Annotated in this window: 23 protein-coding genes; 5 read left to right on the top strand and 18 right to left on the bottom strand. The window is 42.5% G+C overall.

Annotated features, from left to right (window positions below):
• Positions 1–9: 9 nt before the first annotated feature.
• The 6 genes from AN390_RS04860 to lpxB all read right to left on the bottom strand — a co-directional run bounded on the left by AN390_RS04860 (position 10) and on the right by lpxB (position 7962).
• Positions 10–348 (bottom strand): hypothetical protein, encoded by a 339-nt coding sequence (locus AN390_RS04860; protein WP_055253102.1) that lies wholly within the window; start codon positions 346–348, stop codon positions 10–12.
• Positions 349–1653 (bottom strand): tRNA lysidine(34) synthetase TilS, encoded by a 1305-nt coding sequence (gene tilS / locus AN390_RS04865; RefSeq protein WP_055253103.1) that lies wholly within the window; start codon positions 1651–1653, stop codon positions 349–351.
• Between the two features lie 91 nt (positions 1654–1744).
• Positions 1745–2701 carry an acetyl-CoA carboxylase carboxyl transferase subunit alpha gene (gene accA, locus AN390_RS04870; RefSeq protein WP_004586940.1) on the bottom strand — a complete coding sequence of 319 codons (957 nt, stop codon included), beginning with the start codon at positions 2699–2701 and terminating at the stop codon, positions 1745–1747.
• A gap of 16 nt (positions 2702–2717) precedes the next feature.
• Positions 2718–6209 carry a DNA polymerase III subunit alpha gene (dnaE, locus tag AN390_RS04875; RefSeq protein ID WP_055253104.1) on the bottom strand — a complete coding sequence of 1164 codons (3492 nt, stop codon included), beginning with the start codon at positions 6207–6209 and terminating at the stop codon, positions 2718–2720.
• A 3-nt stretch (positions 6210–6212) separates the two neighbouring features.
• Positions 6213–6815, bottom strand: a complete 603-nt coding sequence (rnhB, locus tag AN390_RS04880) for a ribonuclease HII (protein ID WP_004586938.1) — start codon at positions 6813–6815, stop codon at positions 6213–6215.
• On the bottom strand, positions 6805–7962 hold the full coding sequence (lpxB, locus tag AN390_RS04885) for a lipid-A-disaccharide synthase (RefSeq protein WP_024033822.1): 1158 nt from the start codon (positions 7960–7962) through the stop codon (positions 6805–6807). The genes rnhB and lpxB overlap by 11 nt, the downstream gene beginning before the upstream one ends.
• 291 nt (positions 7963–8253) lie before the next feature.
• On the opposite strand from lpxB, the gene AN390_RS04890 reads away from it, so the two are divergent.
• From AN390_RS04890 to cydC, 5 genes are read left to right on the top strand one after another with little or no spacing between them, the layout of a single operon-like run.
• Positions 8254–9837, top strand: coding sequence for a cytochrome ubiquinol oxidase subunit I (locus tag AN390_RS04890; protein WP_004586936.1), 1584 nt, complete (start codon positions 8254–8256; stop codon positions 9835–9837).
• Complete coding sequence (gene cydB, locus AN390_RS04895) at positions 9834–10973, top strand: cytochrome d ubiquinol oxidase subunit II (RefSeq protein WP_024033821.1); 1140 nt, start codon at positions 9834–9836, stop codon at positions 10971–10973. Before AN390_RS04890 ends, cydB begins: the two co-directional genes overlap by 4 nt.
• A 12-nt stretch (positions 10974–10985) precedes the next feature.
• Positions 10986–11150, top strand: coding sequence for a cytochrome bd-I oxidase subunit CydX (gene cydX / locus AN390_RS04900; protein WP_004586934.1), 165 nt, complete (start codon positions 10986–10988; stop codon positions 11148–11150).
• On the top strand, positions 11140–12912 hold the full coding sequence (gene cydD, locus AN390_RS04905; protein ID WP_055253105.1) for a thiol reductant ABC exporter subunit CydD: 1773 nt from the start codon (positions 11140–11142) through the stop codon (positions 12910–12912). Before cydX ends, cydD begins: the two co-directional genes overlap by 11 nt.
• Positions 12905–14647, top strand: coding sequence for a thiol reductant ABC exporter subunit CydC (gene cydC / locus AN390_RS04910; RefSeq protein WP_055253106.1), 1743 nt, complete (start codon positions 12905–12907; stop codon positions 14645–14647). Before cydD ends, cydC begins: the two co-directional genes overlap by 8 nt.
• A gap of 196 nt (positions 14648–14843) precedes the next feature.
• On the opposite strand, the gene AN390_RS04915 is transcribed toward cydC, so the two are convergent.
• From AN390_RS04915 to pyrH, 12 genes are all read right to left on the bottom strand, one after another.
• Positions 14844–15230: a septal ring lytic transglycosylase RlpA family protein gene (locus tag AN390_RS04915; protein ID WP_024033818.1), complete on the bottom strand. Its 387-nt coding sequence runs from the start codon at positions 15228–15230 to the stop codon at positions 14844–14846.
• Positions 15231–15368: 138 nt separating this feature from the next.
• Positions 15369–16139, bottom strand: a complete 771-nt coding sequence (gene lpxA / locus AN390_RS04920) for an acyl-ACP--UDP-N-acetylglucosamine O-acyltransferase (protein ID WP_029773689.1) — start codon at positions 16137–16139, stop codon at positions 15369–15371.
• Positions 16140–16141: 2 nt separating this feature from the next.
• The gene (gene fabZ / locus AN390_RS04925) at positions 16142–16594 is read right to left on the bottom strand and encodes a 3-hydroxyacyl-ACP dehydratase FabZ (RefSeq protein ID WP_055253107.1); all 453 of its coding nucleotides are present in this window, start codon (positions 16592–16594) and stop codon (positions 16142–16144) included.
• Positions 16595–16620: 26 nt separating this feature from the next.
• Positions 16621–17643 (bottom strand): UDP-3-O-(3-hydroxymyristoyl)glucosamine N-acyltransferase, encoded by a 1023-nt coding sequence (gene lpxD / locus AN390_RS04930; RefSeq protein WP_024033816.1) that lies wholly within the window; start codon positions 17641–17643, stop codon positions 16621–16623.
• A 7-nt stretch (positions 17644–17650) separates the two neighbouring features.
• Entirely contained in the window at positions 17651–18169 is a 519-nt protein-coding gene (locus tag AN390_RS04935; RefSeq protein ID WP_004586927.1) for an OmpH family outer membrane protein, read from the bottom strand.
• A gap of 11 nt (positions 18170–18180) precedes the next feature.
• A complete protein-coding gene (bamA, locus tag AN390_RS04940) occupies positions 18181–20652 on the bottom strand; it encodes an outer membrane protein assembly factor BamA (RefSeq protein ID WP_054983479.1) in 2472 nt (823 codons plus the stop codon).
• 102 nt (positions 20653–20754) lie between these two features.
• Positions 20755–22107 (bottom strand): sigma E protease regulator RseP, encoded by a 1353-nt coding sequence (gene rseP, locus AN390_RS04945; protein WP_004586925.1) that lies wholly within the window; start codon positions 22105–22107, stop codon positions 20755–20757.
• Between the two features lies 1 nt (position 22108).
• A complete protein-coding gene (ispC, locus tag AN390_RS04950) occupies positions 22109–23314 on the bottom strand; it encodes a 1-deoxy-D-xylulose-5-phosphate reductoisomerase (RefSeq protein ID WP_055253196.1) in 1206 nt (401 codons plus the stop codon).
• Complete coding sequence (locus AN390_RS04955) at positions 23311–24177, bottom strand: phosphatidate cytidylyltransferase (protein WP_055253108.1); 867 nt, start codon at positions 24175–24177, stop codon at positions 23311–23313. The genes ispC and AN390_RS04955 overlap by 4 nt, the downstream gene beginning before the upstream one ends.
• Positions 24178–24198: 21 nt before the next feature.
• The gene (locus AN390_RS04960) at positions 24199–24978 is read right to left on the bottom strand and encodes an isoprenyl transferase (protein ID WP_004586922.1); all 780 of its coding nucleotides are present in this window, start codon (positions 24976–24978) and stop codon (positions 24199–24201) included.
• Positions 24979–25059: 81 nt separating this feature from the next.
• A complete protein-coding gene (frr, locus tag AN390_RS04965; protein ID WP_004586921.1) occupies positions 25060–25617 on the bottom strand; it encodes a ribosome recycling factor in 558 nt (185 codons plus the stop codon).
• Positions 25618–25630: 13 nt separating this feature from the next.
• Positions 25631–26380, bottom strand: coding sequence for a UMP kinase (pyrH, locus tag AN390_RS04970; RefSeq protein WP_039972186.1), 750 nt, complete (start codon positions 26378–26380; stop codon positions 25631–25633).
• Between the last annotated feature and the right edge of the window lie 80 nt (positions 26381–26460).

The raw sequence follows: 26460 nt of genomic DNA on the forward strand, positions 1-26460 counted from the left end.
ACAAATTAATTATTTATTAGCCAGTAATTTATAAACAAACAAGGCCGCACAAAAGCCAAAAAAGAAGCCGCTCACTAAATTAAGCAATGCTGTTATGCTTGCAAGCGGGGTAAATAACACTAAAACCAATGGTAAACTAACGCCTAAAATAAAAAATAACCCGCCTTTACCTAACCAGTAGGCAAGCAGTAATACCGCCGATATCACCCCGCCCACAACGGCATAACCTAACGTAATAATATTAAGCTCTAGTAATACATTGGCAATAACAGCAACCAACGCTGTTATTAACATACCCATTGGCGCTTTGCTAACTAGCGATAAGCCTACATGTGGCTGATCTTTCATTTATTTACACTCCCAAAAAATGCCGTTTTCGTCTTGGTGTTTTTCACTTACAAAATAACCAACAACTTGCACAAGCTCGTCGTTATAAAATATTAAAGGCACACGCTCCCTTAGCCACGGGGCTACTTTTGCATCTTTAAACCAGTGTTTAAGCGTATTGCTGCCTGGCTTTTTTAACGGCTTTATACGCGCACTATTACAATTAAAGCGCACGGTGACTTGCTCGTTTGGTAAAGGGGCACGTAGGCCTTTACCTGATTGCTTTATTAATACGCGCCCATCATTAAGCGCAAGCTCATTGCTCGTTAGCGCTTCATCGGCTAATAGCGTGTGTGGTGTAACAAAATACAAATACCCTTGATGGCGTCGTATTTGCCCTTCGCTTAAATCAACTTGCATTTGCGCATCAGCCTGCGCATTTATGGCTTGGTTAATTATTTGCAAAAGTTGCTTTTGTGAGGGCATTACTTGGGTAAATAAGCTAAGCCACGCACGAACCACATTGGTTATGCGCACGTTGCTGTAGGTGGTTAGTGGGCTAACGCTCAGTGCTTGATGGGCGTTTACGCTTTGTTTTAAATCAAGTTCAGTGTACTCATCAAGTAGCGCTTGTTGTTGCTGTAGTAACTCAATGCTGCGCCCAGCACAGTGCTCAAAACCTTTAAAACGTTTTGCCAGTTCAGGCACTACACGTGCACGTAAAAAGTTACGATCAAAACGCTCATCGGTATTTGAGTCATCAGTAATGTGCGTAATATTAAACTCTGTGGCAAATTGCTCTATATCACTGCGCGTTATGTTTAAAAGCGGCCTGTAGCATATTCGCCCGCTTTGTAGTTCACGCATTTTTTGCATTGCGCCTAATCCTTTTAAGCCAGAGCCGCGCTTTAACCGCAGTAAAAATGTTTCTATTTGATCGTTTAAATGCTGACCCAGCAAAATAACACTGCCCGCGGGGCTTAGCTCATCAAGTGCTTTGTAACGCGCCTCACGTGCCTGCGCTTCAAGGCTTGTTCGTGTTTGCGGGTTTATTGTTACCTGCGCGGCATTAAACGGTACATTTAGCTCAGCGCACAAGTTTTGGCAAAAGCGCTGCCAGTCATTCGCGTATTGGCTTAAACCATGATTAACATAAATCGCGTTTACGTTTAGCTTTGGTTGTGCTTGTTTTAATAAGTGCATTACATGAAGCAATACCACCGAATCCACGCCCCCCGAAAGCGCCACCGTAAAGTTATATTGCTGGTGCTTAAAAAAGTGCTCAAGGGCGTGTTTAACGTGCTGATAAATAGGTGATGCTTGCATGGATACGCTATAAATTTAATGTTTGCAGTATTTTAAAACAAAAAAGCCGCATAAGCGGCCTTTTTTAACAATAAATGCGTTGGTTAGCTAATTAGCAGTAACCAAACGACATTAAACGTTTGTAGCGTTGATCAAGCATATCTTCAAGCGATAGTGCTTGTAAGTCAGCAAGGTCACGTTTTAAACGTGTTTTTAAGTTACGTGCCATTGCATCGTAATTGCGGTGTGCACCGCCTAAAGGCTCTTCAACTAAGTTATTAATTAAATCAAGCTCTTTAACGCGCTCAGCAGTTACACCCATTGCCTCTGCGGCAAGTGGTGCTTTATCGGCGCTTTTCCATAAAATTGAAGCACAGCCTTCTGGCGAAATTACTGAGTACGTGCTGTATTGCAACATGTTAACTCTGTCGCCAACACCAATGGCTAATGCACCACCAGAGCCGCCTTCGCCAATAACCGTACAAATTGTGGGTACTTTAAGTGCCGCCATTACCTTTAGGTTACGTGCAATTGCCTCAGACTGACCGCGCTCTTCAGCGCCCACACCTGGGTATGCCCCTGGGGTGTCGATAAAGGTCATAATTGGCATTTTAAAACGCTCGGCCATTTCCATTAAACGTAGCGCTTTGCGGTAGCCTTCTGGTTTTGGCATACCAAAGTTACGTTTAATTTTTTCAGCTGTATCGCGCCCTTTTTGCTGGCCAATCACCATTACTGGTTCGCCATCTAAACGTGCAACACCGCCTAAAATAGCCGGATCGTTAGCAAAAGTACGATCGCCTGCAAACTCGTCAAATTCCGTGAAAATGCGCTCGATATAATCTCGAGTGTAAGGACGCAACGGATGACGCGCTAACTGCGATACTTGCCAAGCGCCTAAATTTGAGAATATTTCCTCTTTTTGCTTAGCGCTTTTTTCTTTTAATTTGCTGACTTCCTCTTCTAACTCAAGGTCTAATTCGCCAGCGCGGCTTATGCTTTGTAATTCTTCAATTTTTGCTTCTAATTCTGCAATCGGAAGCTCAAAATCAAGATAATTGAGGCTCATGCTCTAAACTACCTAATCAGTTAAATTCTAGTTCTACATCTTGTGCCGCCATGAGTGATAACTTATGAATTAAGTCGTCGCTCGGCGTAACACACCATTCGATCCCTAGGGTTAATTGAGCCAACGCATCGGGGCGCTGGTAATAAACCTTGATCGGACACGTTCCCATTTTATAAGGTTCGAGTACTTTTTGTAATTTATCGAAGAAACCTGCCTCGATTTGCACCATGTTCAGCGTCATTTTAATCGCTTTAATGCGTTTTTCACGCGCTTGAGCAATGGTGTTTATTTCTCTGGCGGTCATTGTAATGCCACCGGAGAAGTTATCAAAGCTGACCTGTCCAGATATTACCAAGATATTGTTTACTTGAAGCATTTCTTGGTACATTTCGAACTGTTCAGGAAACAAGCGTACATCAATACGGGCGCTCTTGTCATCTAAAGTTATTAAGCCCCAACGATTTCCTTTTTTATTAATTAAGGTCCGCGCTGAAATAACTAAACCCGCCGCCGTAGAGAGTACATCACGATTTGTTGGCTGTAAATCCACCAGCTTGCCGCTTGTGTAATGTCTAAGTTCACGGCGATACTGATTTATCGGATGCCCTGTTAAATAAAGGCCTAGCGTGTCTTTTTCGCCATCAAGCCATTGGTTATCAGTAAGCGGTGTGGCTTTAATAAAGGCTTGCTCAACTTCATCAGGCTCGGTGGCCAGTAAGCCAAATAAATCGCTTTGCCCAAGTTGCTCAGCTTTGTTGTGCTGATCGGCAGCGCGCATGGCATCTTTTAAACTTGCCAGTAATGTTGCACGCCCTGCTTGGGTTTTCTCTGGCCCGAGTTGATCAAGTGCACCGGCGTAAATTAATTTTTCGGTTACACGTTTATTTAAGCGTTTTAAATCTACACGGGCACAAAAATCAAATAAATCTTTAAACGGGCCGCCTTTTGCGCGCGCTTCTAAAATGGCCTCTACCGGCGCTTCACCTACGCCTTTAATAGCACCAATACCGTAAACAATTTCACCTTGCAGGTTTACTGTAAATTTAAATTCTCCGGCGTTTACATCAGGCGGTAATAAGGTGAGCTTCATGTTTTCACATTCATCCACCAAGATTACTATTTTGTCGGTGTTATCCATATCGGCCGACATTACCGCAGCCATAAACTCTGCCGGATGGTGCGTTTTCATCCACAGCGTTTGGTACGAAACCAGTGCATACGCTGCCGAGTGAGATTTATTAAAACCATAACCTGCGAATTTTTCTACCAGGTCGAAAATTTTAATTGCCAGTTCGCCGTCTATACCATTATTGCGTGCACCTTCTTCAAAGGTTGAACGCTGCTTGGCCATTTCTTCGGGTTTTTTCTTACCCATTGCACGACGTAGCATGTCGGCGCCACCCAGCGTATAGCCTGCTAGTACTTGGGCAATTTGCATTACTTGTTCTTGGTACAAAATAATGCCGTAAGTAGGCTCAAGTATGGGCTTTAAGCTTTCGTGTTGGTATTGGGCATCTGGGTATGAAATTTCTTCTCGGCCAAGCTTACGGTCGATGAAGTTATCTACCATGCCTGATTGCAGTGGGCCTGGGCGGAACAAGGCTACCAATGCAATCATATCTTCAAAGCAATCGGGCTTTAATCGGCGTACGAGGTCTTTCATGCCGCGCGATTCGAGCTGGAATACCGCGGTTGTTTCGGCGCGCAGTAATAGCTCTATACTTTTTTTATCATCCAGTGGAATGGTGTTTATATCAACGGGCGCTTTGCCTTCGCGCTTCATGCGCTCGTTGGTCATATCCACAGCCCACTGCAAAATGGTCAAGGTACGTAAGCCCAAGAAATCAAACTTAACTAGGCCTGCGGTTTCTACGTCATTTTTATCAAACTGTGTTACCGGAAACTTACCTTCATCATCGCAATAAAGTGCAGCAAAGTCGGTAATGGTCGTCGGCGATATTACAACACCACCGGCGTGTTTACCGGCATTACGTGTACACCCTTCTAGGATGCGACACATATCGATTAAATCTTTTACCTCTGAGTCGCCATCATAGGCTTCTTGTAAACGCGGCTCTACCTCAAACGCTTTGGCAAGCGTCATCCCGGGATCCCCTGGGATCAGCTTAGAAATGCGATCAACAAAACCATAAGGGTGGCCAAGTACACGGCCTACATCGCGTATTACCGCTTTTGCAGCCATGGTACCAAAGGTAATAATTTGTGATACCGCGTCCCGCCCATACAATGCCGATACATGGTCAATTACCTCATCACGCCTGTCCATACAAAAATCGACATCGAAATCGGGCATTGATACACGTTCAGGGTTTAGAAATCGCTCAAAGAGTAGGTCAAATTCAAGCGGATCAAGGTCGGTAATTTTTAGGGCATATGCCACTAATGAACCCGCACCCGAACCACGCCCTGGCCCCACTGGAATATTGTTATCTTTACTCCACTGAATAAACTCCATTACGATTAAGAAGTAGCCTGGGAAACCCATTTGGTTAATTACACCAAGCTCTACTTTTAAGCGCTCGTCGTATTCGCCTCGTTTTTCTTGTCGCTCTTGTTCATCAGGGAATAAAAACTGCAGGCGCTCTTCAAGGCCATCTTCTGAAACCTTAACTAAAAAGTCTTCAATTTTTAACGAGCCGGTTGGGTAATCAGGCAAAAAGTAAGTGCCTAGTTGCACCGTTACGTTACAGCGTTTGGCTATTTCTACCGTATTTTGCAGCGCTTCAGGAATATCGCTAAATAGCTCTGCCATTTGCTCAGGCGTTTTTAGGTATTGCTCTTGTGAGAACCGTTTAGGGCGGCGTTTGTCATCAAGGGTGTAACCGTCAAAAATAGCCACACGAATTTCGTGCGCTTCAAAATTTTCAGGCTTTAAAAAAACCACTTCGTTTGTGGCAACAACGGGCAGCTGCTCTTTTGCTGCAAGCTCTACTGCCATATGCAGGTAGTCTTCTTCAAGCGGACGGTCGGTGCGAATAAGCTCTAAATAGTAATGATCGCTAAAATGCTGCTTATAAAAGCTCACTACAGATTCAATAACGCTTGGGTTATTTTTTAATAAGGCTTTACCTAAGTCACCGTCTTTTGCGCCTGAGAGAATAATAAGCCCCTCTTTGTGCTTAACTAGCCATTCTCGGTCAATCACCGGGCGATGAAATATATGCCCGCGTTGGTAAGCTTCAGATATTAATAAGGTAATATTTTTATAACCGTCGTTGTTTTTAGCTAGCAACGTAATACGGCTTGGCTCATCTGGAAACTCTGGGCTGCGCAACCAAAAATCGGCTCCCACTATGGGTTTAATACCGGCACTGTGGGTTGCGCCATAAAAACGCACTAAACCACAAAAGTTCATTTGATCGGTAATTGCCAGCGCTGGCATTTCAAGCTCTTGCGCTTTAGCAACAATAGGCTTGGTTTTAGCTAAGCCATCGACCATCGAAAAGTCTGAGTGAACCCGTAAATGTACAAAATCTGGAGCAGCCATTATTTATGCCTCGCCCTTTGCTTGCATTAGCACACGTTGTACCGGCTTAAAGCTTTTACGGTGCTCATCAATAGCGCCGTATTGCTCAAGCGCTGCAAAATGTGCTTTAGTTGGGTACCCTTTGTGCCCTGCAAACCCGTATTGCGGGTAGCGAGTATCAAGCTCAAGCATTTCATCATCACGCGCTACTTTGGCTAAAATAGAGGCTGCTGAAATTTCAGCCACTAAACTATCGCCTTTAACAACTGCTTGAGCCGGCATAGCTAATTTAGGTAAGCGGTTACCATCTACAAATACAAACTCTGGTTGCGTACTTAACCCCTCAACTGCACGTGTCATTGCAAGCATAGTTGCATGCAAAATGTTTAACTCGTCAATTTCTGATGGGCTACAACGACCAATGGCATAACACAGCGCTTTTTGTTTTATTTCTATAGCCAGTGCTTGGCGCTTTTTGTCGGTTAGCTTTTTAGAGTCAGCTAAACCTGCAATAGGATTCGCTGGGTCAAGTATTACCGCAGCGGTAACAACATCGCCAACAAGCGGGCCACGCCCTACTTCATCTACACCGGCAATTAAGGTTACGTTGGGTCGTTCAATTTGCATTTATTAACTCCGCCACAGCCTTGGCTGCTTGTTTGCTGGCATTTAATCTAATTTTTTCGTGGATGGCTAAAAAACGTGCTTTTAGTTCTTTATTATCGGTATTTAGCATAGGCGTAAGTGCGCCCGTTAAATTAGCCACGTTACATTCACTTTGTAAAAACTCCGGCACTAGCTCTTCATCGGCTAATAAGTTTGGCAGTGAAAAATATTTAATATTAAAGGTAAACAAGGTTTTAAAAATCCAATAGCTCATTGGCTTAATTTTATAACCCACCACCATAGGCTTTTTATACAACATGCCTTCGAGCGTTGCTGTGCCTGATGCCAGTAAAATGGCATCGGCTGCTTGCATGGCTAGTTTTGACTGGCCATCGAGTAGGTTTACATTTAAATTTGGTGCAGTGGCATTTAAAATTTCACTAAATTGCGCTTTGCGTTTTTCGTTAACCAGCGGCACCACTATTTTAAGATCTGGGTTTTGCGCTTGTAACTGCGCAGCTGTATTTATATAGGTTTCGCTGAGCAAGCCTACTTCTGAGCCTCGGCTACCTGGCAGTAAGGCCAGTACTTTGTCGTCGGTATTTAGGCCAAGTTCTTGGCGGGCTTGGCTATCGTCGTGCTCAAGCGCTATATCGTCAGCTAAGGTGTGCCCTACAAATGTACACGGTACTTGGTGCTTATCGTAAAATTCTTTTTCAAACGGCAGCAAAGCAAGCACTAAATTTGTGGCAGCACTAATGGTATGAATGCGTTTTTCGCGCCATGCCCAAACCGACGGGCTTACATATTGAATGGTTTTAATACCGGCATCTTTTAAAGGCTTTTCTACGCGTAGGTTAAAATCGGGCGCATCAATACCGATAAATACATCGGGTGGGTTATCTTTAAAGTGCTGCACCAGCTGCTTACGTATTTTAAGTAAACGCGGCAAACGCCCTAATACTTCAACCAGCCCCATTACCGAGAGCTCGTCCATGTCGTAAAGCGTTTTACAGCCTTGAGCCTGCATTTTTGGCCCTGCAATGCCTTCAAAAATAGCATCTGGGAAGTGCGTTTTAAGTGCTTTAATTAAGCCTTCGCCTAAAATATCGCCCGACAGCTCACCTGCCACAATACCAATACGTAGTTGTTTTTTCTCTTTATTCATTCGACTTTATTTATCAGGCGTTCATAGCGGTTAGTTTACCGTGTTTTAATGTTTGGTTAAACGCTTTAAATTAACGATTATTTGTAACTAATTTAGTACCAAACGATTGTTTGTATTTCATACTGATGTAGCATGGTGAATATATATTAACTTTTTCTAATATGTTTATTGACAAAAATTGTGCAAACGTAAATAATATCCAAAACTTTCAGTAATTACTGAAAGTTCATTAATTTTAACTTTGCCAATTATTAATTGCCTTGTTAACCCGTCACCCTCAAGGAGCCAAAAATGATAGATGAAACCTTTGTGGATCTATCGCGATTGCAGTTTGCTGTTACCGCACTCTTCCATTTCTTATTCGTGCCTTTAACCATAGGTATGACCTGGATTTTAGTTATTATGGAATCGGTTTATGTTATGACCGGTCGCGAAATTTATCGTGATATGACTAAGTTTTGGGGAAAATTGTTTGGTATTAACTTTGCTATTGGGGTGGCAACGGGCCTGACCATGGAGTTTGAGTTTGGTACTAACTGGTCTTATTACTCGCATTACGTAGGCGATGTATTTGGCGCCCCGCTCGCTATTGAAGGCTTAATGGCGTTCTTTTTAGAGTCGACCTTTGTGGGTATGTTCTTTTTAGGCTGGGATAGGTTAACTAAGCGCCAACATTTGGGCGCTACATTTTTAATGGCGCTAGGTACTAATATGTCGGCGCTGTGGATATTAATTGCTAACGGGTGGATGCAAAACCCTGTAGGGGCAGAGTTTAACTATCAAACCATGCGCATGGAAATGACCAGCTTTGCAGAGCTTGTATTTAACCCTGTAGCGCAGGTTAAGTTTATTCATACGGTATCGGCAGGTTACGTAGCCGCTTCTATGTTTGTACTGGGCATTAGTAGTTGGTACATATTAAAAGGTCGTGATTTAGCCTTTGCTAAGCGCTCGTTCTCGGTGGCATCGGGCTTTGGTTTAGCATCCATATTGTGTGTTATTTTATTAGGTGACGAATCAGGCTACGAAGTAGGCGAAGTTCAAAAAGTAAAACTAGCAACAATAGAAGCTGAGTGGCATACAGAAGAGGCCCCTGCTGCGTTTACCGCGCTTGGTTTTCCTGACTCAGATGAGCAGGTAACTCATGCAGCAGTAAAAATACCTTACGCACTGGGTATTATTGCTACCCGCTCTTTAGATGAGCAAGTTATTGGTATTTCTGATTTAGAGAAAAAACACGAGGTACGCATTCGTAACGGCATGATAGCGTACGAATACCTCCAAAAGCTAAGAAATGGCGATGACAGCGAAGAAAACATAGCTAAATTTGATTCTCTTAAAGCCGATTTAGGTTATGGCTTGCTGCTTAAGCGCTATACCCCCAATGTGGTAGATGCCACAGAGGAGCACATTCAAATGGCAGTTAAAGACTCGTTCCCTAAAGTGGGGCCTATGTTTTGGTCATTTAGGATTATGGTGGCCTGTGGTGTAGCTATGCTGGCCGTGTTTGTATTGGCATTTTATTACAACGCACACCGTATCATTGAGCAAAAACGTTGGCTACTGTGGGCTGCAGTATTAAGTATTCCACTACCATGGATTGCAATAGAATTTGGTTGGATCGTTGCTGAATATGGTCGCCAGCCTTGGGCTATATCAGAAATATTACCGACCTTTTTAGCCACCTCGTCACTGACGGTAAACGATATTTTAATTAGCTTAACTGGGTTTATTATTTTTTACACTGGCCTTGCCATTGTAGAAGGTTGGTTAATGGTGCGCTTTATTAAACAAGGCCCAAGCTCGTTACATACAGGTAAGTATCACTTTGAGTTACCAAACAAAGCAGATAAAGACGCAGGAGAGCAATTATGATTTTTGATTATGAAACATTAAAAATGCTGTGGTGGTTGCTCATTGGCGTACTGCTAATAGGCTTTGCAATTACCGATGGCATGGATATGGGCGTAGCGATGCTGCTTCGCCTAGTTGGTAAAACAGACTCAGAGCGCCGCACGGTAATCAACACCATTGGCGCCCACTGGGACGGTAACCAAGTATGGTTTATTACCGCAGGCGGCGCTTTATTTGCAGCGTGGCCTATGGTGTATGCCGCCGCATTTTCGGGCTTTTACTTTGCCATGATGCTGGTATTGTTTGCGTTATTTTTTAGACCTTTAGGTTTTGATTACCGCTCAAAAATAGACTCTAAACGCTGGCGTAATAACTGGGATTGGGGTTTGTTTGCAGGCAGCGCCATTCCGGCTTTAGTATTTGGTGTGGCATTTGGTAACCTATTTTTAGGTGTACCGTTTAATATTGATAACTTACTGCGTGTAAGTTACCAAGGCTCGTTTTTTGGCTTGCTCAACCCATTTGGCCTACTGGCAGGTTTAATTAGTATCACCATGTTAATTGCCCATGCTGGCATGTGGCTACAACTGCGCACAGCAGATGCCGTTGCAGAGCGCTCAGCGCAATATGGCCGCTACGCATTAGTGGTATTTATTGTACTGTTTGCGGCTGCGGGTTTTTGGGTAGCAAACATAAATGGCTACCAAATTGTTTCTATGCCAGATACGCAAAGTCATGCAGATCCGTTGGCAAAAGTTGTAAGCACAGCGCAAGGTGCGTGGCTTAATAATTATAGCGAGCGCCCATGGACAATGACTTTCCCTATTTTAGGCTTTGTTATGGCACTCAGTGCTTTACTGTTCTCTAAACTAAACAAGCCAGCGCTAGGGCTTATTTCAACCAGCATTATGTTAATTGGCGTTATTATGACGGCGGGTGTGTCGCTGTTCCCATTTATTATGCCATCTGTTAATAACCCAGATATTAGCTTAACTATTTGGGATGCGGTGTCGAGCCACAGAACGCTTAATATTATGTTTGTTGCTGTTGTTATATTTATTCCGTTAATTTTGGCCTACACCACCTGGTGTTACGTAAAAATGTGGCGCAGAGTAACGGTAGACGAAATTGAAAACAACACGCACGGTAGCTACTAAGGAGACTAAATTATGTGGTATTTCGCTTGGATTTTAGGTGTACTTTTAGCCTGTACCTTAGGTGTTATAAATGTAATGTGGTACGAGTTTCATCAAAATAAAAACAGCATAGCTGATGATGAACAACCGATGCACGATTTACTAAACGAAGCTAACAACACAAAAGATGACGACTAATCCCCGACCAAATCGCGCGCAGCAGCAATCTCTGCGCGCTTTTTTAAAGCGGCAAAGTAAGCCTGCGGGTGCATGGTTAAAGTTAAGTATTGCACTGGGCACATTTAACGCTATTTTAATGATTGCAGGCGCCTATTTACTGGCACAAACTATTCATAACGTAATGTTTGAAGGTGCAAGCCTTAGCCAAGTAACCCACTTTCTTTGGCCACTTGCGGGTATTATTTTACTCAGAGCCCTGTTTTTAGCTATCAGTGAAAGGCTCAGTGCTTATGCGGCACTTAAAATAAAGTCGGCTATGCGCCAAACCTTATTAACCAAATTAACGCAACTTGGCCCAAGTTATATTGAACAACACGGCCAAGGAGCAACGCTCAACACCGTGCACGATGGCGTTGAAGCACTGCACGACTACTACGCTAAATACTTGCCTGGCGTTGCTTATAGCGCGCTTATTCCACTGGCAATCTTGGTGGTTATTTTTCCAACCGACTATAAAGCAGGTTTAATATTTTTATTAACCGCCCCGCTTATTCCGTTTTTTATGATTTTGGTGGGCTCAAAGGCCGAGGCGTTAAATCAAAAAAGATGGCAGCAACTGGCCGTATTAGGTAATTACTTTTTTGACCGCGTACAAGGTTTAACACAACTTAAATTGTTTAACGCAACGCAAAAAGAGCTAAAACAAATAGCCAAAATTTCTGATGACTTTAGGCACGCTACACTCGGAGTTTTAAAAATTGCCTTTTTATCATCATTTGCGCTGGAATTTTTAGCCACAATTAGTGTGGCGCTGGTGGCGGTAATCATTGGTTTTAGACTGTTTTTTGGCACGCTTGATTTTGCAACCGGCTTTGTTGTTTTACTACTTGCCCCAGAATTTTACTTACCCCTGCGCCAATTAGGCAGCCACTACCATGCCCGCTTGCAAGGTATAAGCGCTGCGGCCGATATGGTCACTATTTTAAATGCCTCACTTCCTGAGCACTCACAGCAACATGAAACAAAGTTTGAGGAGCAGATAAGCTCAATAAACATAAACAACTTAAACTTTACCTACCCAAACAGTAACGAAGGCATAAAAAATATAAACCTTACGCTACCCGCTAAAGGGCTAGTGGCAGTAGTAGGTGCTAGTGGCTCAGGCAAAAGTACTTTATTTGATTGTTTATTAGGGTTTCATCCGCAGGTGATTGAACAAATAAGCATTAATAATAAACCACTTGATGCTACAAGCATAAGTACATTACAAAACGCAATTGCGTGGATCCCCCAAACCCCAACGCTTTTTTATCAAAGCATTAGCGATAACATAAAAATAGCCAAGCCAGCCGCTACGCAACTAGAGCTTGAGCAAGCCGCACACCAAGCGGGCGCCTTAGATTTTATAAACACATTAGAGAATGGGTTCGACACCCTAATAGGTGAGCAAGGTGAAGGGCTCTCTGGCGGCCAAAAGCAGCGTATAGCCCTTGCACGGGCGTTTTTAAAACAAGCGCCTATTTTAGTGCTTGACGAACCGACAGCCCACCTTGATAGCCAAACCGAGCAGCTTATTCAGCAGGCTATAAATAATTACGCTAAAAACCACTTAGTGTTGGTCATTGCCCACCGCCTAAATACGGTGAAAAACGCAAGCAATATCCTGGTTATGCAAAATGGCGAAATAGCACAGCAAGGTACTTACAGCCAACTTGAGCAGCAACAAGGCGCATTTAAATCACTCCTTAATTTACAAGCGCAAGGAGCAAACAATGACTAATTTTATTAGGCTATTAAAGCTTTGCCGCCCGCATTATAAAGCCATGCTACTGGGTACTTTTTTAGCAACGCTAACGGTACTTGCAAACGTGGGCTTATTAGCTATATCGGGGTGGTTTTTAGCCTCAATGGCGGCAGCGGGTATCGCAGGCGTACAAATGAATTATTTTACACCTGCAGGAACCATTCGATTTTTAGCGATTGTACGAACTGCATCACGCTATGGTGAGCGCTTAGTAACACATAACGCGACGTTTTTATTGCTTAGTGAAATACGCGTTAATATGTTTGCCACGCTAAGTAAGCTAAACAATGTAGATTTAGCAATGAGCCGCAGCGCCGATTTAGTTAACCGCTTACAAAATGATGTGGATGCGCTTGATAAGTTTTACTTAAACATATTACTGCCAATGCTGGTAGCGCTGTTGAGTGTGCCCATAATTATGGTGTTTATGGCGGCCTATAATGCAAACGTTGCACTTATTTGTTTTACTGGCATTTTATTAATTGGTATTGTTTTACCTGCGCTGTTAAGTGCTAAATTAAATAAAAATAGCCATAAAGAAACACAGCTCAGTGCACAACTTAGAGCAGAGCTTTCTGACACCCTAACCGGCCTTAGAGAGCTGAGTATTTATCAGGCACGTGCTGGGCAAATTTCAAAATGTAATGAACTAAACGAGCAATATAACCAACAACTTTATAGTCGCCATAAAGCACTCGCAAATAGCGACGGTTTAAGTTTGCTGGTTGTGCAGCTAGCTATGCTTGGCGCCATAGTCACTATTGTGCCTTTGGTTTACAGCGGCGCTATGGTAAATGTTGAGCTTGCTATGTTAAGCCTATTTGTATTGGCAAGCTTTGAAACTGTATTACTGTTGCCTAATGCATTTATAGAGCTGCCCACTGTACTCAAAGCCGCTGAGCGACTATTTACACTGGAAGGTAAAGTCACAGCGCAAGAAGCTAATAGCGCTGAGTTAGTTGAGATGCAGTTTGATAAAAACAATACAACTTTGGCGCTTAATAACATTGGCTATAAATATCAGGAGCACAGTGCTTTAACTAATATCAGCTTTACCCTTAAAGCACAGCAAAAAGTAGCGATTGTAGGCAGAAGCGGCAGTGGTAAAAGCACCTTAGTTAATTTACTTACCGGTTTATGGCCAGTGCAGCAAGGCAGTATTAGGCTAAGCGATGAAAATAACGCAGAAGAACTCCACGCACTAAGCAGCAACACCCGCGCAAGCGTTATTAATATACTCGCGCAGCAGCATCATATTTTTGATGGCACATTAAGTGAAAACTTACGCTATGCAAAGCCAAGCGCCACAAAAGAAGAAATGCTTGAAGCCATTAACCTTGCACAGCTAAAACCTTGGCTTAATGAGCTACAAGATGGTTTAAAAACTCGTTTAGGCACAGGGGGGAGAAGTGTTTCTCAGGGCCAATCAAGGCGCATAGCCATTGCGCAAGCTTTATTACAAAACCCAGCCATTTTAGTCCTTGATGAGCCTACTGAAGGGCTTGATAACCAATCTAAGCAAACGGTAATGAGCGCTATTATGCAGGTAATGAGTAACGCAAGCGTACTTACCATTACCCACGACCCTGCTCTTTTAGCGCAAATGGATAACATTATTTGGCTAGAAAATGGCAGCCTTGTAGCGCAAGGCACTCATAAAGAGCTTAGCGAAACATATACCGATTATGTTGCCTTAACGACTCGGTTTTAAATAACTTGAACTCTGGTTAAGAGATTTACTACCCAACTGAATATTAATGAAACTTAATCCTGCTTTTCTCTAGCTAGAAATTTTAAGTGGAAACAAGGCGAATTTACGCGTCGATAGCTAGCCTATTGCAAGAAAATTCAACGCAGTTAGCGCTAAAAATAGCTGCTTGAGATAGATATATTATCCAGAGATCAAGTTAATCATTTAAAACGCTGATTGATACATCTATAACGCCGACTTTAGGGTCGGCAATTTTTTTAAACATACCTAACGATAAATCAATAACCCGCCCTCTAACGTACGGGCCTCTATCGTTTATTCTCACGATCACCGATTTGTTATTTGCCAAGTTTGTAACCTTCACTTTTGTACCAAAGGGTAATTCTAAATGCGCAGCAGTGGATGCGTTTTGACTAAATGTTTCGCCGTTTGCTGTTGTGCGACCATGGTATTTATTAGCGTAATAAGAGGCTTTACCTAATTGCGTACGCTCGCCATTAGCAGAGGTGACTATAGGTTGGCTGCTACACGCAGCTAAAATTGATAAAAAACTGAGGGTAAAAATTAACTTAGTAAAAGACATAGATGCGCTTTAATTATAAAAATTCGCGCAAAGGTTAACCTTACGTGGCTGAGTGTGTACTGAATTAAAATATTTTATAGGCAATAAAAAACCACCGGCGATTACTCTTAGGTGGTTTTTTTTAAAAGCATAAGGCGCTTATCTTACGATACCGCGCTCAGAGCTTTTCACAAAATCAATCATGGTTTGTACTGCAGGATACTTAGCGGCATCTTCACTTAGTGAGGCAATTGCTTCGTCTACACTTAAGCTCTTACGATAAAACGCTTTATAAGCACGGCGTACGGCCATAATTTCGTCGCTTTCAAAGCCACGACGCTTCATACCTTCTTTATTGGTCGCAGCAGGACCTGCTGGCATACCAATGGTGGTTACAAATGGCGGTACGTCTTTATTAACACCTGAGTACATGCCAATAAATGCGTGATCACCAATTTTACAAAATTGATGCACACCTGAGTTACCACCTAAAATAACCCAATCGCCTACATGCACGTGGCCTGCAACGCTTGCGTTATTAGCAAATATAACGTTATTACCAATTACAGCATCGTGAGCAACGTGGGTATACGCCATAAATAAGTTATTGCTACCAATTTTAGTAACACCTTGGTCTTGAATAGTACCACGGTGAATAGTTGCACACTCACGTATAACGTTGTTATCGCCCATAATAAGAGTGGTTGGTTCGTTGTTATATTTTTTGTCTTGACAGGCTTCGCCTACTGACGCAAATTGAAAAATATGATTGCCAGAGCCAATAGTAGATGGCCCTTTAATAACAACGTGAGACTCAATAATACAGTCATCACCGATCACAACATCATTGCCAATATAGCTATATGGACCAACTGAGACATTGTTGCCTAGTTTAGCGCCAGGTTCGATTATTGCTGTAGAATGGATCACTATTAAAACTCTCTTCTCGCACACATAATTTCGGCACTACATACAACCTTGCCGTCGACTCTTGCTTCAGCGGCAAATTTCCATATATTGCGACGCTCTTTTAAAAACTCTACATGCAAATGCAGTGTATCGCCCGGTATAACTGGCTGTTTAAAACGTGCGTTATCGACTGCAGCAAATAAGTAAAGCTCGTTATCGCTACGGTTTTCTACTGTTTTAAATCCTAATAAACCGGTGGCTTGCGCCATGGCTTCTAATATTAGCACACCAGGGAAAATTGGCTGATTTGGAAAGTGGCCAGTAAAAATAGGCTCGTTAACCGATACATTTTTAATCGCATGCAGTGACTCGCCAGGCGTAAAGTCAATTACACGATCAATTAAAAGCATCGGGTAGCGGTGTGGTAATAAACTTAAAATTTCTTGAATATCAAGGCTATTTAATTCGTTTGCCAAAATAGCATCCTTATTAGTGTTCAACGTTATGACTTAGCCAATGCTTCAAGCGCTTTAAGACGTGATTTCATGTCTGAAAGATTACGCAAGTGGGCAATTGATTTACGCCATTCTTTATTTGTTGTATGGGGCATACCAGATGAGTAAATACCCGGCTCGGTGATCGATTTAGTCACCATACTCATGCCGGTAATTATAACACCATCACATACTGACATGTGACCATTAATTGCGGTCATGCCACCTATTTGGCAGTTTTTACCAATGGTTACACTACCTGCTAGTACAGTACAGCCTGCAATTGCAGTACCCGAGTTAACTTCAACGTTGTGTGCTATTTGACATTGGTTATCGATGATCACATTACTATGAATAATCGTGTTATCGAGTGCGCCACGGTCAATTGTAGTGCTTGCGCCCACTTCAACCTTGTCGCCGATAATCACAGAGCCTAGCTGAGGAATTTTAACCCACTGCCCGCGCTCGTTTGCATAGCCAAATCCGTCACTGCCAACCACACTGTTTGCTTGAAATAAACAATCAGCGCCAATTTCAACATCGTGATAAATAGTCACACTCGGCCAAAGCTTTGTGCCAGAACCTATTTTAACACGTTCACCGATGAAACTGTTCGGACCAATTTGTGCGTTATCACCAATCACAGCACCGGCTTCTATAACTACATTTGCGCCAATAGCAGCACTTGTGCTAACCGTTGCACTTGGGTGAATAGTCGCACTAGCGTGTATACCTTGCTGCGCCGCTTGCGGGGTTGTATCCATAAATTGTGCAAGCTTTGCGTAGCTCACATACGGATTTCCAACAATGATTTTTGCGCCACTAAAATACGGTGCATCGGCTTCACTAAGAATCACTGCGCTGGCTTGTGTGGTTTCAAGCTGCGTACGATATTTTGAGTTCGCTAAAAATGCAATATGCCCAGAACGGGCATTTGCAAGTGTAGCTATTTTTGTAATTTCTAAAGCGCCATCACCTTGAAGTTCGGCGCCTAGAAGTTCCGCAATGTGCGAAAGCGTATAATTTTGCATAGAGTGATTATTTCTTACTAACTGCTGATACAACTTTGCTTGAAAGATCAGTTACTTCTTTAGGGTTAAAGTAAATAGTAGTGTCTTTAACTTTAACTTCATCGAAGTCGCCATCTTTAGCAATTTCTTCAATTGTTTTAATAATTAAACCCTGAACTTTAGCAAGCTCTTGGTTTTGACGTGCTTTGATTTCTTGCTCTAAAGGACGACCTTTTTCAGCAAGGTTTTGTTGCATGCCTTGGATTTTATCACGTAGTGCATCTTTTTGAGCTTGGCTCATTGTAGTGCTTTCACGCTTAAATTTTTCTGCTTCAAAGCGAATGTCGCCTTGTAGTTTTTCAAGCTCTTGACGACGCTCAGCAAACTCAGTTTGTAAAGACTGCTCAATTTTAGCCATTTGAGGAATTTGCTTGTAGATCTCTTGCATATCAACAATGCCTACTTTGTGGGCAAATGCACTTGCAGAGGTGCCCATCATCAATGTTGCTAACACGGCTACTGCTGTTGATTTAAATAATTTTTTCACAAAAAACTCCTTTAGAAAGTGTTACTAATATTAAAGCTGATGGTCTTTGTATCGTCATCTTCTTCTTTTTGCAATGGATACGCAAAACTAATCAGCATTGGACCCATTGGAGAGATCCATTGTAAAGATAAACCGGTTGATACCCTAAAGCGCATTGGATCAGAGTAGTCATCTAACTTAGCACGCTCATCTGGCGCTAAGTTTTGGAAACGGTCAACGTTAAATTCAGTATCCCATACGTTGGCAGCATCTACAAAGAAACTGGTACGTACAGAACTGGTGTTTTCTTCATCTAAGAACGGCGTAGGTACAATTAGCTCCATACCTGCAACCGCTTTTGCATTACCACCAATACGCCCTTGTGGTACTAAGATATCAAACTCATCAGAGCCACCAATGCTACCTGTTGTAGTACCATCAGCACCTGGCGTACCAGGGATTGATAAAGGAACACGTGATACCGCACGCGGTAATATTGTATTACGGTCAAAGCCACGTAGTTCCATTTCTGTTATACGGAAGTACTCTTGGAATGGCAGTGTTTGCTCATAACCGTTTGTTGAGCCATAACCATTACCGTAACCTAGCGCTGCACGTGTTGAGAACACCCAACGGTGGTCATTCGATATTGGCCAGTAAAAACGCGAATCGTAGTTCAGTTTAAAATACTGAAGATCAGAGTTAGGCGTTGTGGCTGTTAAATTTAATGTTTGGCGCGAACCCGCTGTTGGGAATAAACCACGGTTAACTGTGATACGCGACCAACCAACACTTAGCTCATATTTAGTAAAGTCAAAGCCAGCATCTGGGTTTTCTTCATCTAAGAAGGTTTCGCGTAGTACGCGTGTTTGTTCGTACTCGGCAATCTCTGAAAGTTCTTCTTGAATCCAACGTACGCCAAAGTTAACACGGTTTACCGCATCAATTGGGAAACCAATATTGGTACCAATACCGTAACTTGTTGATTTATAATCTACTAAGCTAAATTTACTGGCATCGTAGTTGTTGTAAAAAATACTGCTGCCTTGCGATACACCATCTGGCGTAAAGTAAGGGTCGGTGTACGACAAGCTAATGCTTTCAGAACCAGTAGAGGTATTTAAGTTTAAGCCAATTTGATTACCCGTACCTAAAAAGTTAGATTCGGTCACACCAATATTAAACTGAAGCCCTGCGTATGAGCCATACGCTAAGCCCGCGTTAAAGCTACCGGCCGATTGCTCTTTTACTGTAAAGTCTACGTCTACTTGGTCATCTACACCCGGTACTGGTACTACGTTAAAATCAACAGTTTCCATGTACGGTAAACGTTGAATTTGCAGCTTTGAGCGCTCAAGGTTTTGATTAGATAACCATGCACCTTCAAGTTGTGTCATTTCGCGGCGAAGTACTTCATCAGCGGTATTTTGGTTACCACCAACGATGATACGACGTACGTACACACGCTTGCCCGGATTTACCGACAGCGTAAGTTGCACTTCTTGTTTTTCATCATCAATTTCTGGAATTGTGCGTACTTCGGCATTGGCATAACCAAAGCGCGCTAAGTAGCTTTTGATAAATTCTTCAGATGAGGTCACCACTGAGCCATTGTAAAGCTCGCCGGCGCGAAGCGGGATAACGCTTTTGATTAGCTCTTCTCGGCCAAGTAAATCACCGATAAAGTCAAAACCTTTAACTGTGTACTTAACACCTTCTGTTAAGTTAGCAGTTACATACACAGATTCGCGCTCAGGACTTACTGATACTTGCGTAGAGTCGATATTAAAACGTAAGTAACCGCGGTCTAAGTAAAAGCTGCGAATTTTTTCTAAATCGCCTTCAATGGTTTGTTTTTGGTAACGGTCGCTACCCATAAACTGCCACCACGGTAAATCTTGTTGCGATTCAGCAAGCTTTAAAAGCTCTTCGTTAGAGAATAATTCGTTACCCACTAAGTTGATTTGACGAATAGAGGCGGCTTCGCCTTCGTCAAATTCTAGCTTAAGCTTTACACGGTTACGTGGCAGCTTAGTTACGCTAATATCAACGGTGGCATTGTATTTACCAATACTGTGGAAAAACTCAACCAACCCTTTTTCGATATTATCGATAACGGTTTTATCAAGCGGTTCACCTTGGCGAATATCTTGCTGATCGAGTGATTCGTTAAGCTGCTCGTCTTTTATATCTTTATTGCCTTCAAACTCAATAAAGCTAATAGTAGGACGCTCAGTCACTTTAAAAATAACGTTATTACCATCGCGTAACGCTTTGATGTTGTCAAAGTGACCTGAGCGATAAAGTGACTTTATTGTTTTTGAAATCGTATAGTCATCAACGTTATCGCCCACATTGATAGGAACATGCGTTAGTGCTGCACCAAGTGCTACACGTTGCAAACCTTCAATTTTTAAATCTTCAACAATAAAGGAGTTTTGGCCCAGGGCTGCAAAACTTGCACCCAATAAACTTGAAACTGCCAAATGTTTTTTTATAGCCATTTTATTATCTTTATCCTTTACAACTGTATTACCGCTTAACATCAAAACTAATAATTAGTGATGCTTACAATCGTGTTCTAATTAGTAATTGTCACGCTGTAACTACAAACGCGATACATCATTGAACAAAGCGAAACATGTTAAAAATATGAGCAGCAAGGCGCCCACTTTAAAACCAAATTCTTGTGTCTTTTCAGAGACCGGCTTTTTACGGAAAAGTTCAATTATGTAATACATTAAGTGTCCACCATCAAGCACTGGCAGAGGTAATAAATTAAATACACCCAAGTTAACGCTTATTAGCGCTAAAAAGCTTAAAAAGGCGACTAGCCCGTAGCTTACGCTAGTTCCTGCACCAACTGCAATGCCCACAGGGCCACTTAAATTTTTAACCGAAACCTGACCTGTAATTAAATTACCAATCATGTCAAAGCTAAGCGTTATAAGGCGCCAGGTCTCTTGGGTACCACGAGCAATACTATCAAGCGGACCAAAGCTTCGGGTTTCAACATAGCCCTCAGGCCAAGGTTGAACAACCGGCGCAACACCTAAAAAACCTTGTTCAATACCGTGCTCATTAATGCGCGATTTAGGCGTTACTGTTACGCTATTTATACTATCTTGTCTTTTTACACTAAATTGTAAAGATTTGTTAGCCGATTGCGTAATAAGATTAACTAATTGCTGCCAATCGCTTATTGTTTCACCATTTACAGCGATAATCGTATCGTTAACCTGCAAATTAGCCAGTTCGGCTGCTGAATTTTTAGTAATAGCCGCAATGGTTAATGTGGCTTGCGGTCTAAACGGTACAATACCCAACGAACTCAGTGGCGGCACGTCTTGTTGATCGAGCTTCCAACCCTCTACGTTAAGCATTTTTGTTTGCTCTTGGTAGTTTTCGTTACGCACTACTACGGGCACGCTTTGCTCACCTAAGCTCGACATAAGTGCAAAGGTTGCATCTTGCCAGGTGGCAATTGTGTCATCACCAATTTTAATAATTTGTTCAGAGGGCATAATACCCGCCTGCTCTGCTCTGCTACCTTCGGTAATACTCCCCACTACAGGTTTTACCGATTGCACGCCCACCATGTACATAGCCGCCAGCGCTACAATAGCAAATAAAAAATTAGCCAGCGGGCCGGCTGCCACTATGGCTATACGGGCCTGAACCGATTTAGCGTTAAATGACAAATGGCGCTCATTCTCAGGCACTTCATCCACGCGTTCATCAAGCATTTTAACGTAGCCACCCAGCGGAATAGCGGCAATTACGTATTCTGTATTGTATTTATCGTGCCACTTTAAAAGCGGTTTACCAAAACCAATCGAAAAGCGCAGCACTTTAACACCCATTTTACGGGCCACCCAAAAGTGCCCATATTCATGAATAGCAACTAAAATGCCCAGCGCTAAAATAAACGAGCCAAGATTCCAAAAAAAATCTAACATATTAATGAGTCACTTTTGTTATTAGGTCCGCTGCACGTTGGCGGGCTTGTTGGTCACACGCTAATATTTCATCTAGGCTTTGTACGTTAGTGAATGTGGCCGCTTCAAGCGTTTGTGCATTAATTTTATAAATGTCAGTAAAGCCAATTTGGCCTTTTAAAAATGCCGCAACCGCTATTTCGTTTGCTGCATTTACCGTTGTGGTTGCGCCTTGCCCTGCGCTGCACGCATCAATAGCGAGTTGTAAATTTGGATAACGCGCAAAATCAGGCTTTGTGAACGAAAAATCACAAATATCCGAAAAGTTGAGTGGTTTTACACCGGCGCTAATTCGATCTGGATAAGCGAGTGCATGTGCAATAGGCGTGCGCATATCGGGGTTACCCATTTGCGCTAAAATGGAGCCATCGTGGTATTGCACCATAGAATGAATAATACTTTGCGGGTGGATCACCACATCAATATCGCTGGTGTCACAATTAAACAGCCATTTAGCTTCAATAAATTCAAGCCCTTTGTTCATCATGGTGGCTGAATCTACCGATATTTTTTGCCCCATAGACCAATTAGGGTGAGCGACGGCTTCACTAACCGTTACCTCTTTTAAGGTATTTATATCGCGCGTTAAAAATGGTCCACCAGAGCCGGTAAGCAATATTTTACTTACGCCATGCTCTTGTAAATTTTGATCTGCATTTGCGTTTTGAAGTGAATGAGGTAAGCACTGAAAAATAGCGTTATGCTCGCTATCAATAGGTAACAACGTGGCTTTATGCTGTTTTACTTTATCAATAAACAACTGCCCTGACATAACCAACGATTCTTTATTGGCAAGCAGTACTTTTTTACCTGCTTCAACGGCGCTTAGTGTGGGCAGTAAGCCGGCAGCGCCAACAATAGCTGACATGACTGTATCGACATCGGGATGCGCACATAAATCGCTCATAGCCTGCTGTGAATGCATTACTAAGGTTTGGCATGGCGTATTATTTAAATACGATGATAATTGCTCTGCAGCGCTTTGTGTGGCCATAACCGCATATAACGGTTCGTGCTCAATACATAGCTCAGCCATTTTTTTTGCATTGTGGCCTGCAGTGAGGGCAAACACGTTAAATAGCGCTTTATTTCGCGCTATAACATCTAATGTACTTAACCCAATTGAACCTGTAGCGCCTAAAATAACAAGTTGTTGCTGTTGGCTCATAAACTCAAGGTCCATGCATAGCACATTACAAACATAGGGGCTGCTGCGGTTAAGCTGTCAATTCTATCTAAAATACCGCCGTGGCCGGGTAAACAGCGACCACTGTCTTTTAGGCCGGCTTCACGCTTAAACATGCTTTCGAGTAAATCACCGACAGCCGAAAACAAGGCTATAAGGGCGGTCATTACGGCATAAATAGGCCATACAGCAAAATCCACACCGGTAAAGTGACAAAAAGCTAAAACAAATATAATTGATGCAACCACACCGCCAGCTAGGCCTTCGATGGTTTTATTTGGGCTCACCTTTGGCATAAGCTTGTGCTTACCAAAACTTTTGCCTGTAAAGTAAGCCCCTACATCGGCGCTCCACACAATACCAAGTACCACTAAAATCAGTACCGAGCCAAAGTGCGTAGATTCAGCGTATTGCGCGCTACGTAAGGTATTGAGTGCAAGCCAAAGTGGGATTAAAGTAAGCAGCCCGGCAATGCCGCGCATTACCAAGCCTTCGTTCCATGCTTTGGCCATGGCTGGGTAGCGCCAAATTAAATAACTGGCCACAATCCACCAAGCAAACGAGAGCGTAAATAAGTAATTTGCATCCCCGACCAGCTGGCCGTTTTGCCACAGTGATTCAATCGGCCAATGTAAATTTAGTAGCGCCAATAACGCGCCAATTAACACCACAAACGCACCACGTTTTAATTTTGTGCATAGGCCCATAAAAGCAGACCACTCCCACGCGCCAAGTAAAACAATAATACCGGCAAAATAACTAAACAATGTTAGTGGAGTATAAAAAACCAAGGCTAGCGCTAACGGCGCTAATACAACCGAGGTTAAAATTCGTTGTTTTAACAAAATAGTGACCCTTATTCTATTTTAGGTTTGAGCGAGTAATTGTTTTATTTGTTCGCCCGTACAACCAAAACGTCGCTCTCTGGCAACGTAACACGCAATAGCCTCAGCAAATGCTGCTTCATTAAAATCAGGCCAAAGTGTTTCGGTAAAGTAAAGTTCCGCATAAGCAGCTTGCCATAGTAAAAAGTTACTAATACGAACATCACCACCCGTGCGAATTAGTAAATCCGGCTCCGCTTGGTCTGCCATGCTCATATGCTGTGCTAAGCGCTCTTCTGTAACATCCTCTGCCTTGAGTTGTCCGTTTGCAACTTGTAGTGCTAGTTGCTTTGCTGCATTTGCCATATCCCATCTACCGCCATAATTAGCGGCCACGTTTAAATGCAAACCGGTGTTATCTGCTGTTAGCTCATGCGCAGCGTTTACTTTGCTACGTAAACTTTCAGAGAATCGTGATAAATCTCCAATAATGGTCAGTTTTACATTATTTTTATGAAGCTTTTTTACTTCCTTTGTTAAAACAAACAAAAAAAGCTCCATTAAAGTGTTTACTTCGTCTTCGGGGCGGCGCCAGTTTTCACTACTAAAAGCAAATAAGGTTAACGATTGTATCCCTAATTTAGTACAAAACTGAACAGATTGACGAACTGCGTCCACGCCTTTTTTATGCCCGAACACACGAGGTCTATTTCTAGCTTGCGCCCAACGCCCGTTACCATCCATGATGATGGCAACATGTTTAGGTAAACATTGCTGTGAAATTGTATCAGCGTCTAGAACCATAAATATTGAGTATTCCATAAAAAAACGCCGCCTAGTATACCCTAGACGGCGTTTCAAAACTAATATATTTCATAACCTGCATTGAGGTTATTTAGCTGTTTAGATTTCCATCAACTCAGCTTCTTTCGCTGTTAGTTGTGCATCCATTTCTTTGATAAATTTATCTGTAAGCTTTTGAATTGTATCTTCTGCTTGACGCGCTTCATCTTCAGAAATTTCTTTATCTTTTAATAAAGATTTTACATCGCCATTAGCATCACGACGAATGTTACGCACAGCCACACGGCCACTTTCTACTTCGCCACGTACAATTTTAATTAAATCTTTACGACGCTCTTCTGTAAGCGGAGGAAGTGGTACGCGAATTACTGTACCAGCAGACATAGGGTTTAAACCTAAGTCAGACGCCATAATTGCTTTTTCTACAGCTTGCGCTAAAGACTTGTCGAATACGCCTATAGCCAGCGTACGAGAGTCTTCAATCGTTACATTAGCCACTTGGTTAAGCGGTGTATCAGCACCGTAGTACGATACCATAATGCCGTCTAAAATTGCTGGGTGAGCACGACCTGTACGAATTTTTGATAGTTGACTACCTAGTGCTGCTACACTTTTTTGCATGCGCTCTTGCGCATCTTTTTGAATATCGTTAATCACGGTTTAATCCTAATTATTTGATTACTTCATCTGAGGCTTGTGAAGAGATAAGTGTGCCTTCTTCTTCACCCATAATTACGCGTTTTAAGGCGCCTGATTTATTCATGTTAAATACGCTCAGTGGCATATTATGATCGCGAGCGAGTGTAAACGCCGCTAAATCCATTACTTTTAGTTCTTTATCAATAATTTCATTGTAGCTTAAGTGACGGTAAAGCGTGGCTTCTGGGTTTTTAACCGGATCATCACTAAATACGCCATCAACCTTAGTCGCTTTAATTACAGTGTCGGCTTCAATTTCAATACCGCGTAAACACGCAGCAGAATCGGTAGTGAAGAACGGGTTACCCGTACCTGCTGCAAAAATAACAACGCGGCCAGATTTTAATAAGCTAATTGCCTCAGCCCAGTTGTATGCATCACATACACCGTTTAGAGGGATTGCCGACATTAAACGACAATTAACAAATGCACGGTGAAGTGCATCACGCATTGCAAGGCCGTTCATTACGGTTGCAAGCATACCCATGTGGTCACCAACTACGCGGTTCATGCCAGCTTCTGCTAGTGATCCGCCACGTAAAAAGTTACCACCGCCGATAACCAAACCCACTTCTACGTCGAGTTCTACCAGCTCTTTAATTTCTTGGGCCATACGATCTAGCACTTTTGGGTCGATGCCGAAGCCTTCGTCTCCCATTAAAGCTTCACCACTTAATTTGAGAAGAACACGTCTAAAAATAGGTTTACGATTGATAGTCATAGTATTGGGGCCAACTTTTTATTAAATTATGGGTAAAAAATAACCGCGCTTATGATAAACATAAAAGCGCGGTTATTTTA

It is taken from the genome of Pseudoalteromonas sp. P1-11, from assembly GCF_001399995.1.
Classification (GTDB): Bacteria; Pseudomonadota; Gammaproteobacteria; order Enterobacterales; family Alteromonadaceae; genus Pseudoalteromonas; species Pseudoalteromonas atlantica.

Coding starts and splice junctions, on each gene's coding strand:
- lpxB (WP_024033822.1), bottom strand. CDS start 7,962: ATGAATAAAGAGAAAAAACAACTACGTATTGGTATTGTGGCAGGTGAG.
- cydD (WP_055253105.1), top strand. CDS start 11,140: ATGACGACTAATCCCCGACCAAATCGCGCGCAGCAGCAATCTCTGCGC.
- pyrH (WP_039972186.1), bottom strand. CDS start 26,380: ATGACTATCAATCGTAAACCTATTTTTAGACGTGTTCTTCTCAAATTA.
- cydC (WP_055253106.1), top strand. CDS start 12,905: ATGACTAATTTTATTAGGCTATTAAAGCTTTGCCGCCCGCATTATAAA.
- AN390_RS04890 (WP_004586936.1), top strand. CDS start 8,254: ATGATAGATGAAACCTTTGTGGATCTATCGCGATTGCAGTTTGCTGTT.
- tilS (WP_055253103.1), bottom strand. CDS start 1,653: ATGCAAGCATCACCTATTTATCAGCACGTTAAACACGCCCTTGAGCAC.
- ispC (WP_055253196.1), bottom strand. CDS start 23,314: ATGAGCCAACAGCAACAACTTGTTATTTTAGGCGCTACAGGTTCAATT.
- cydX (WP_004586934.1), top strand. CDS start 10,986: ATGTGGTATTTCGCTTGGATTTTAGGTGTACTTTTAGCCTGTACCTTA.
- AN390_RS04915 (WP_024033818.1), bottom strand. CDS start 15,230: ATGTCTTTTACTAAGTTAATTTTTACCCTCAGTTTTTTATCAATTTTA.
- rnhB (WP_004586938.1), bottom strand. CDS start 6,815: ATGCAAATTGAACGACCCAACGTAACCTTAATTGCCGGTGTAGATGAA.
- lpxD (WP_024033816.1), bottom strand. CDS start 17,643: ATGCAAAATTATACGCTTTCGCACATTGCGGAACTTCTAGGCGCCGAA.
- bamA (WP_054983479.1), bottom strand. CDS start 20,652: ATGGCTATAAAAAAACATTTGGCAGTTTCAAGTTTATTGGGTGCAAGT.
- cydB (WP_024033821.1), top strand. CDS start 9,834: ATGATTTTTGATTATGAAACATTAAAAATGCTGTGGTGGTTGCTCATT.
- dnaE (WP_055253104.1), bottom strand. CDS start 6,209: ATGGCTGCTCCAGATTTTGTACATTTACGGGTTCACTCAGACTTTTCG.
- rseP (WP_004586925.1), bottom strand. CDS start 22,107: ATGTTAGATTTTTTTTGGAATCTTGGCTCGTTTATTTTAGCGCTGGGC.
- AN390_RS04860 (WP_055253102.1), bottom strand. CDS start 348: ATGAAAGATCAGCCACATGTAGGCTTATCGCTAGTTAGCAAAGCGCCA.
- AN390_RS04960 (WP_004586922.1), bottom strand. CDS start 24,978: ATGGAATACTCAATATTTATGGTTCTAGACGCTGATACAATTTCACAG.
- accA (WP_004586940.1), bottom strand. CDS start 2,701: ATGAGCCTCAATTATCTTGATTTTGAGCTTCCGATTGCAGAATTAGAA.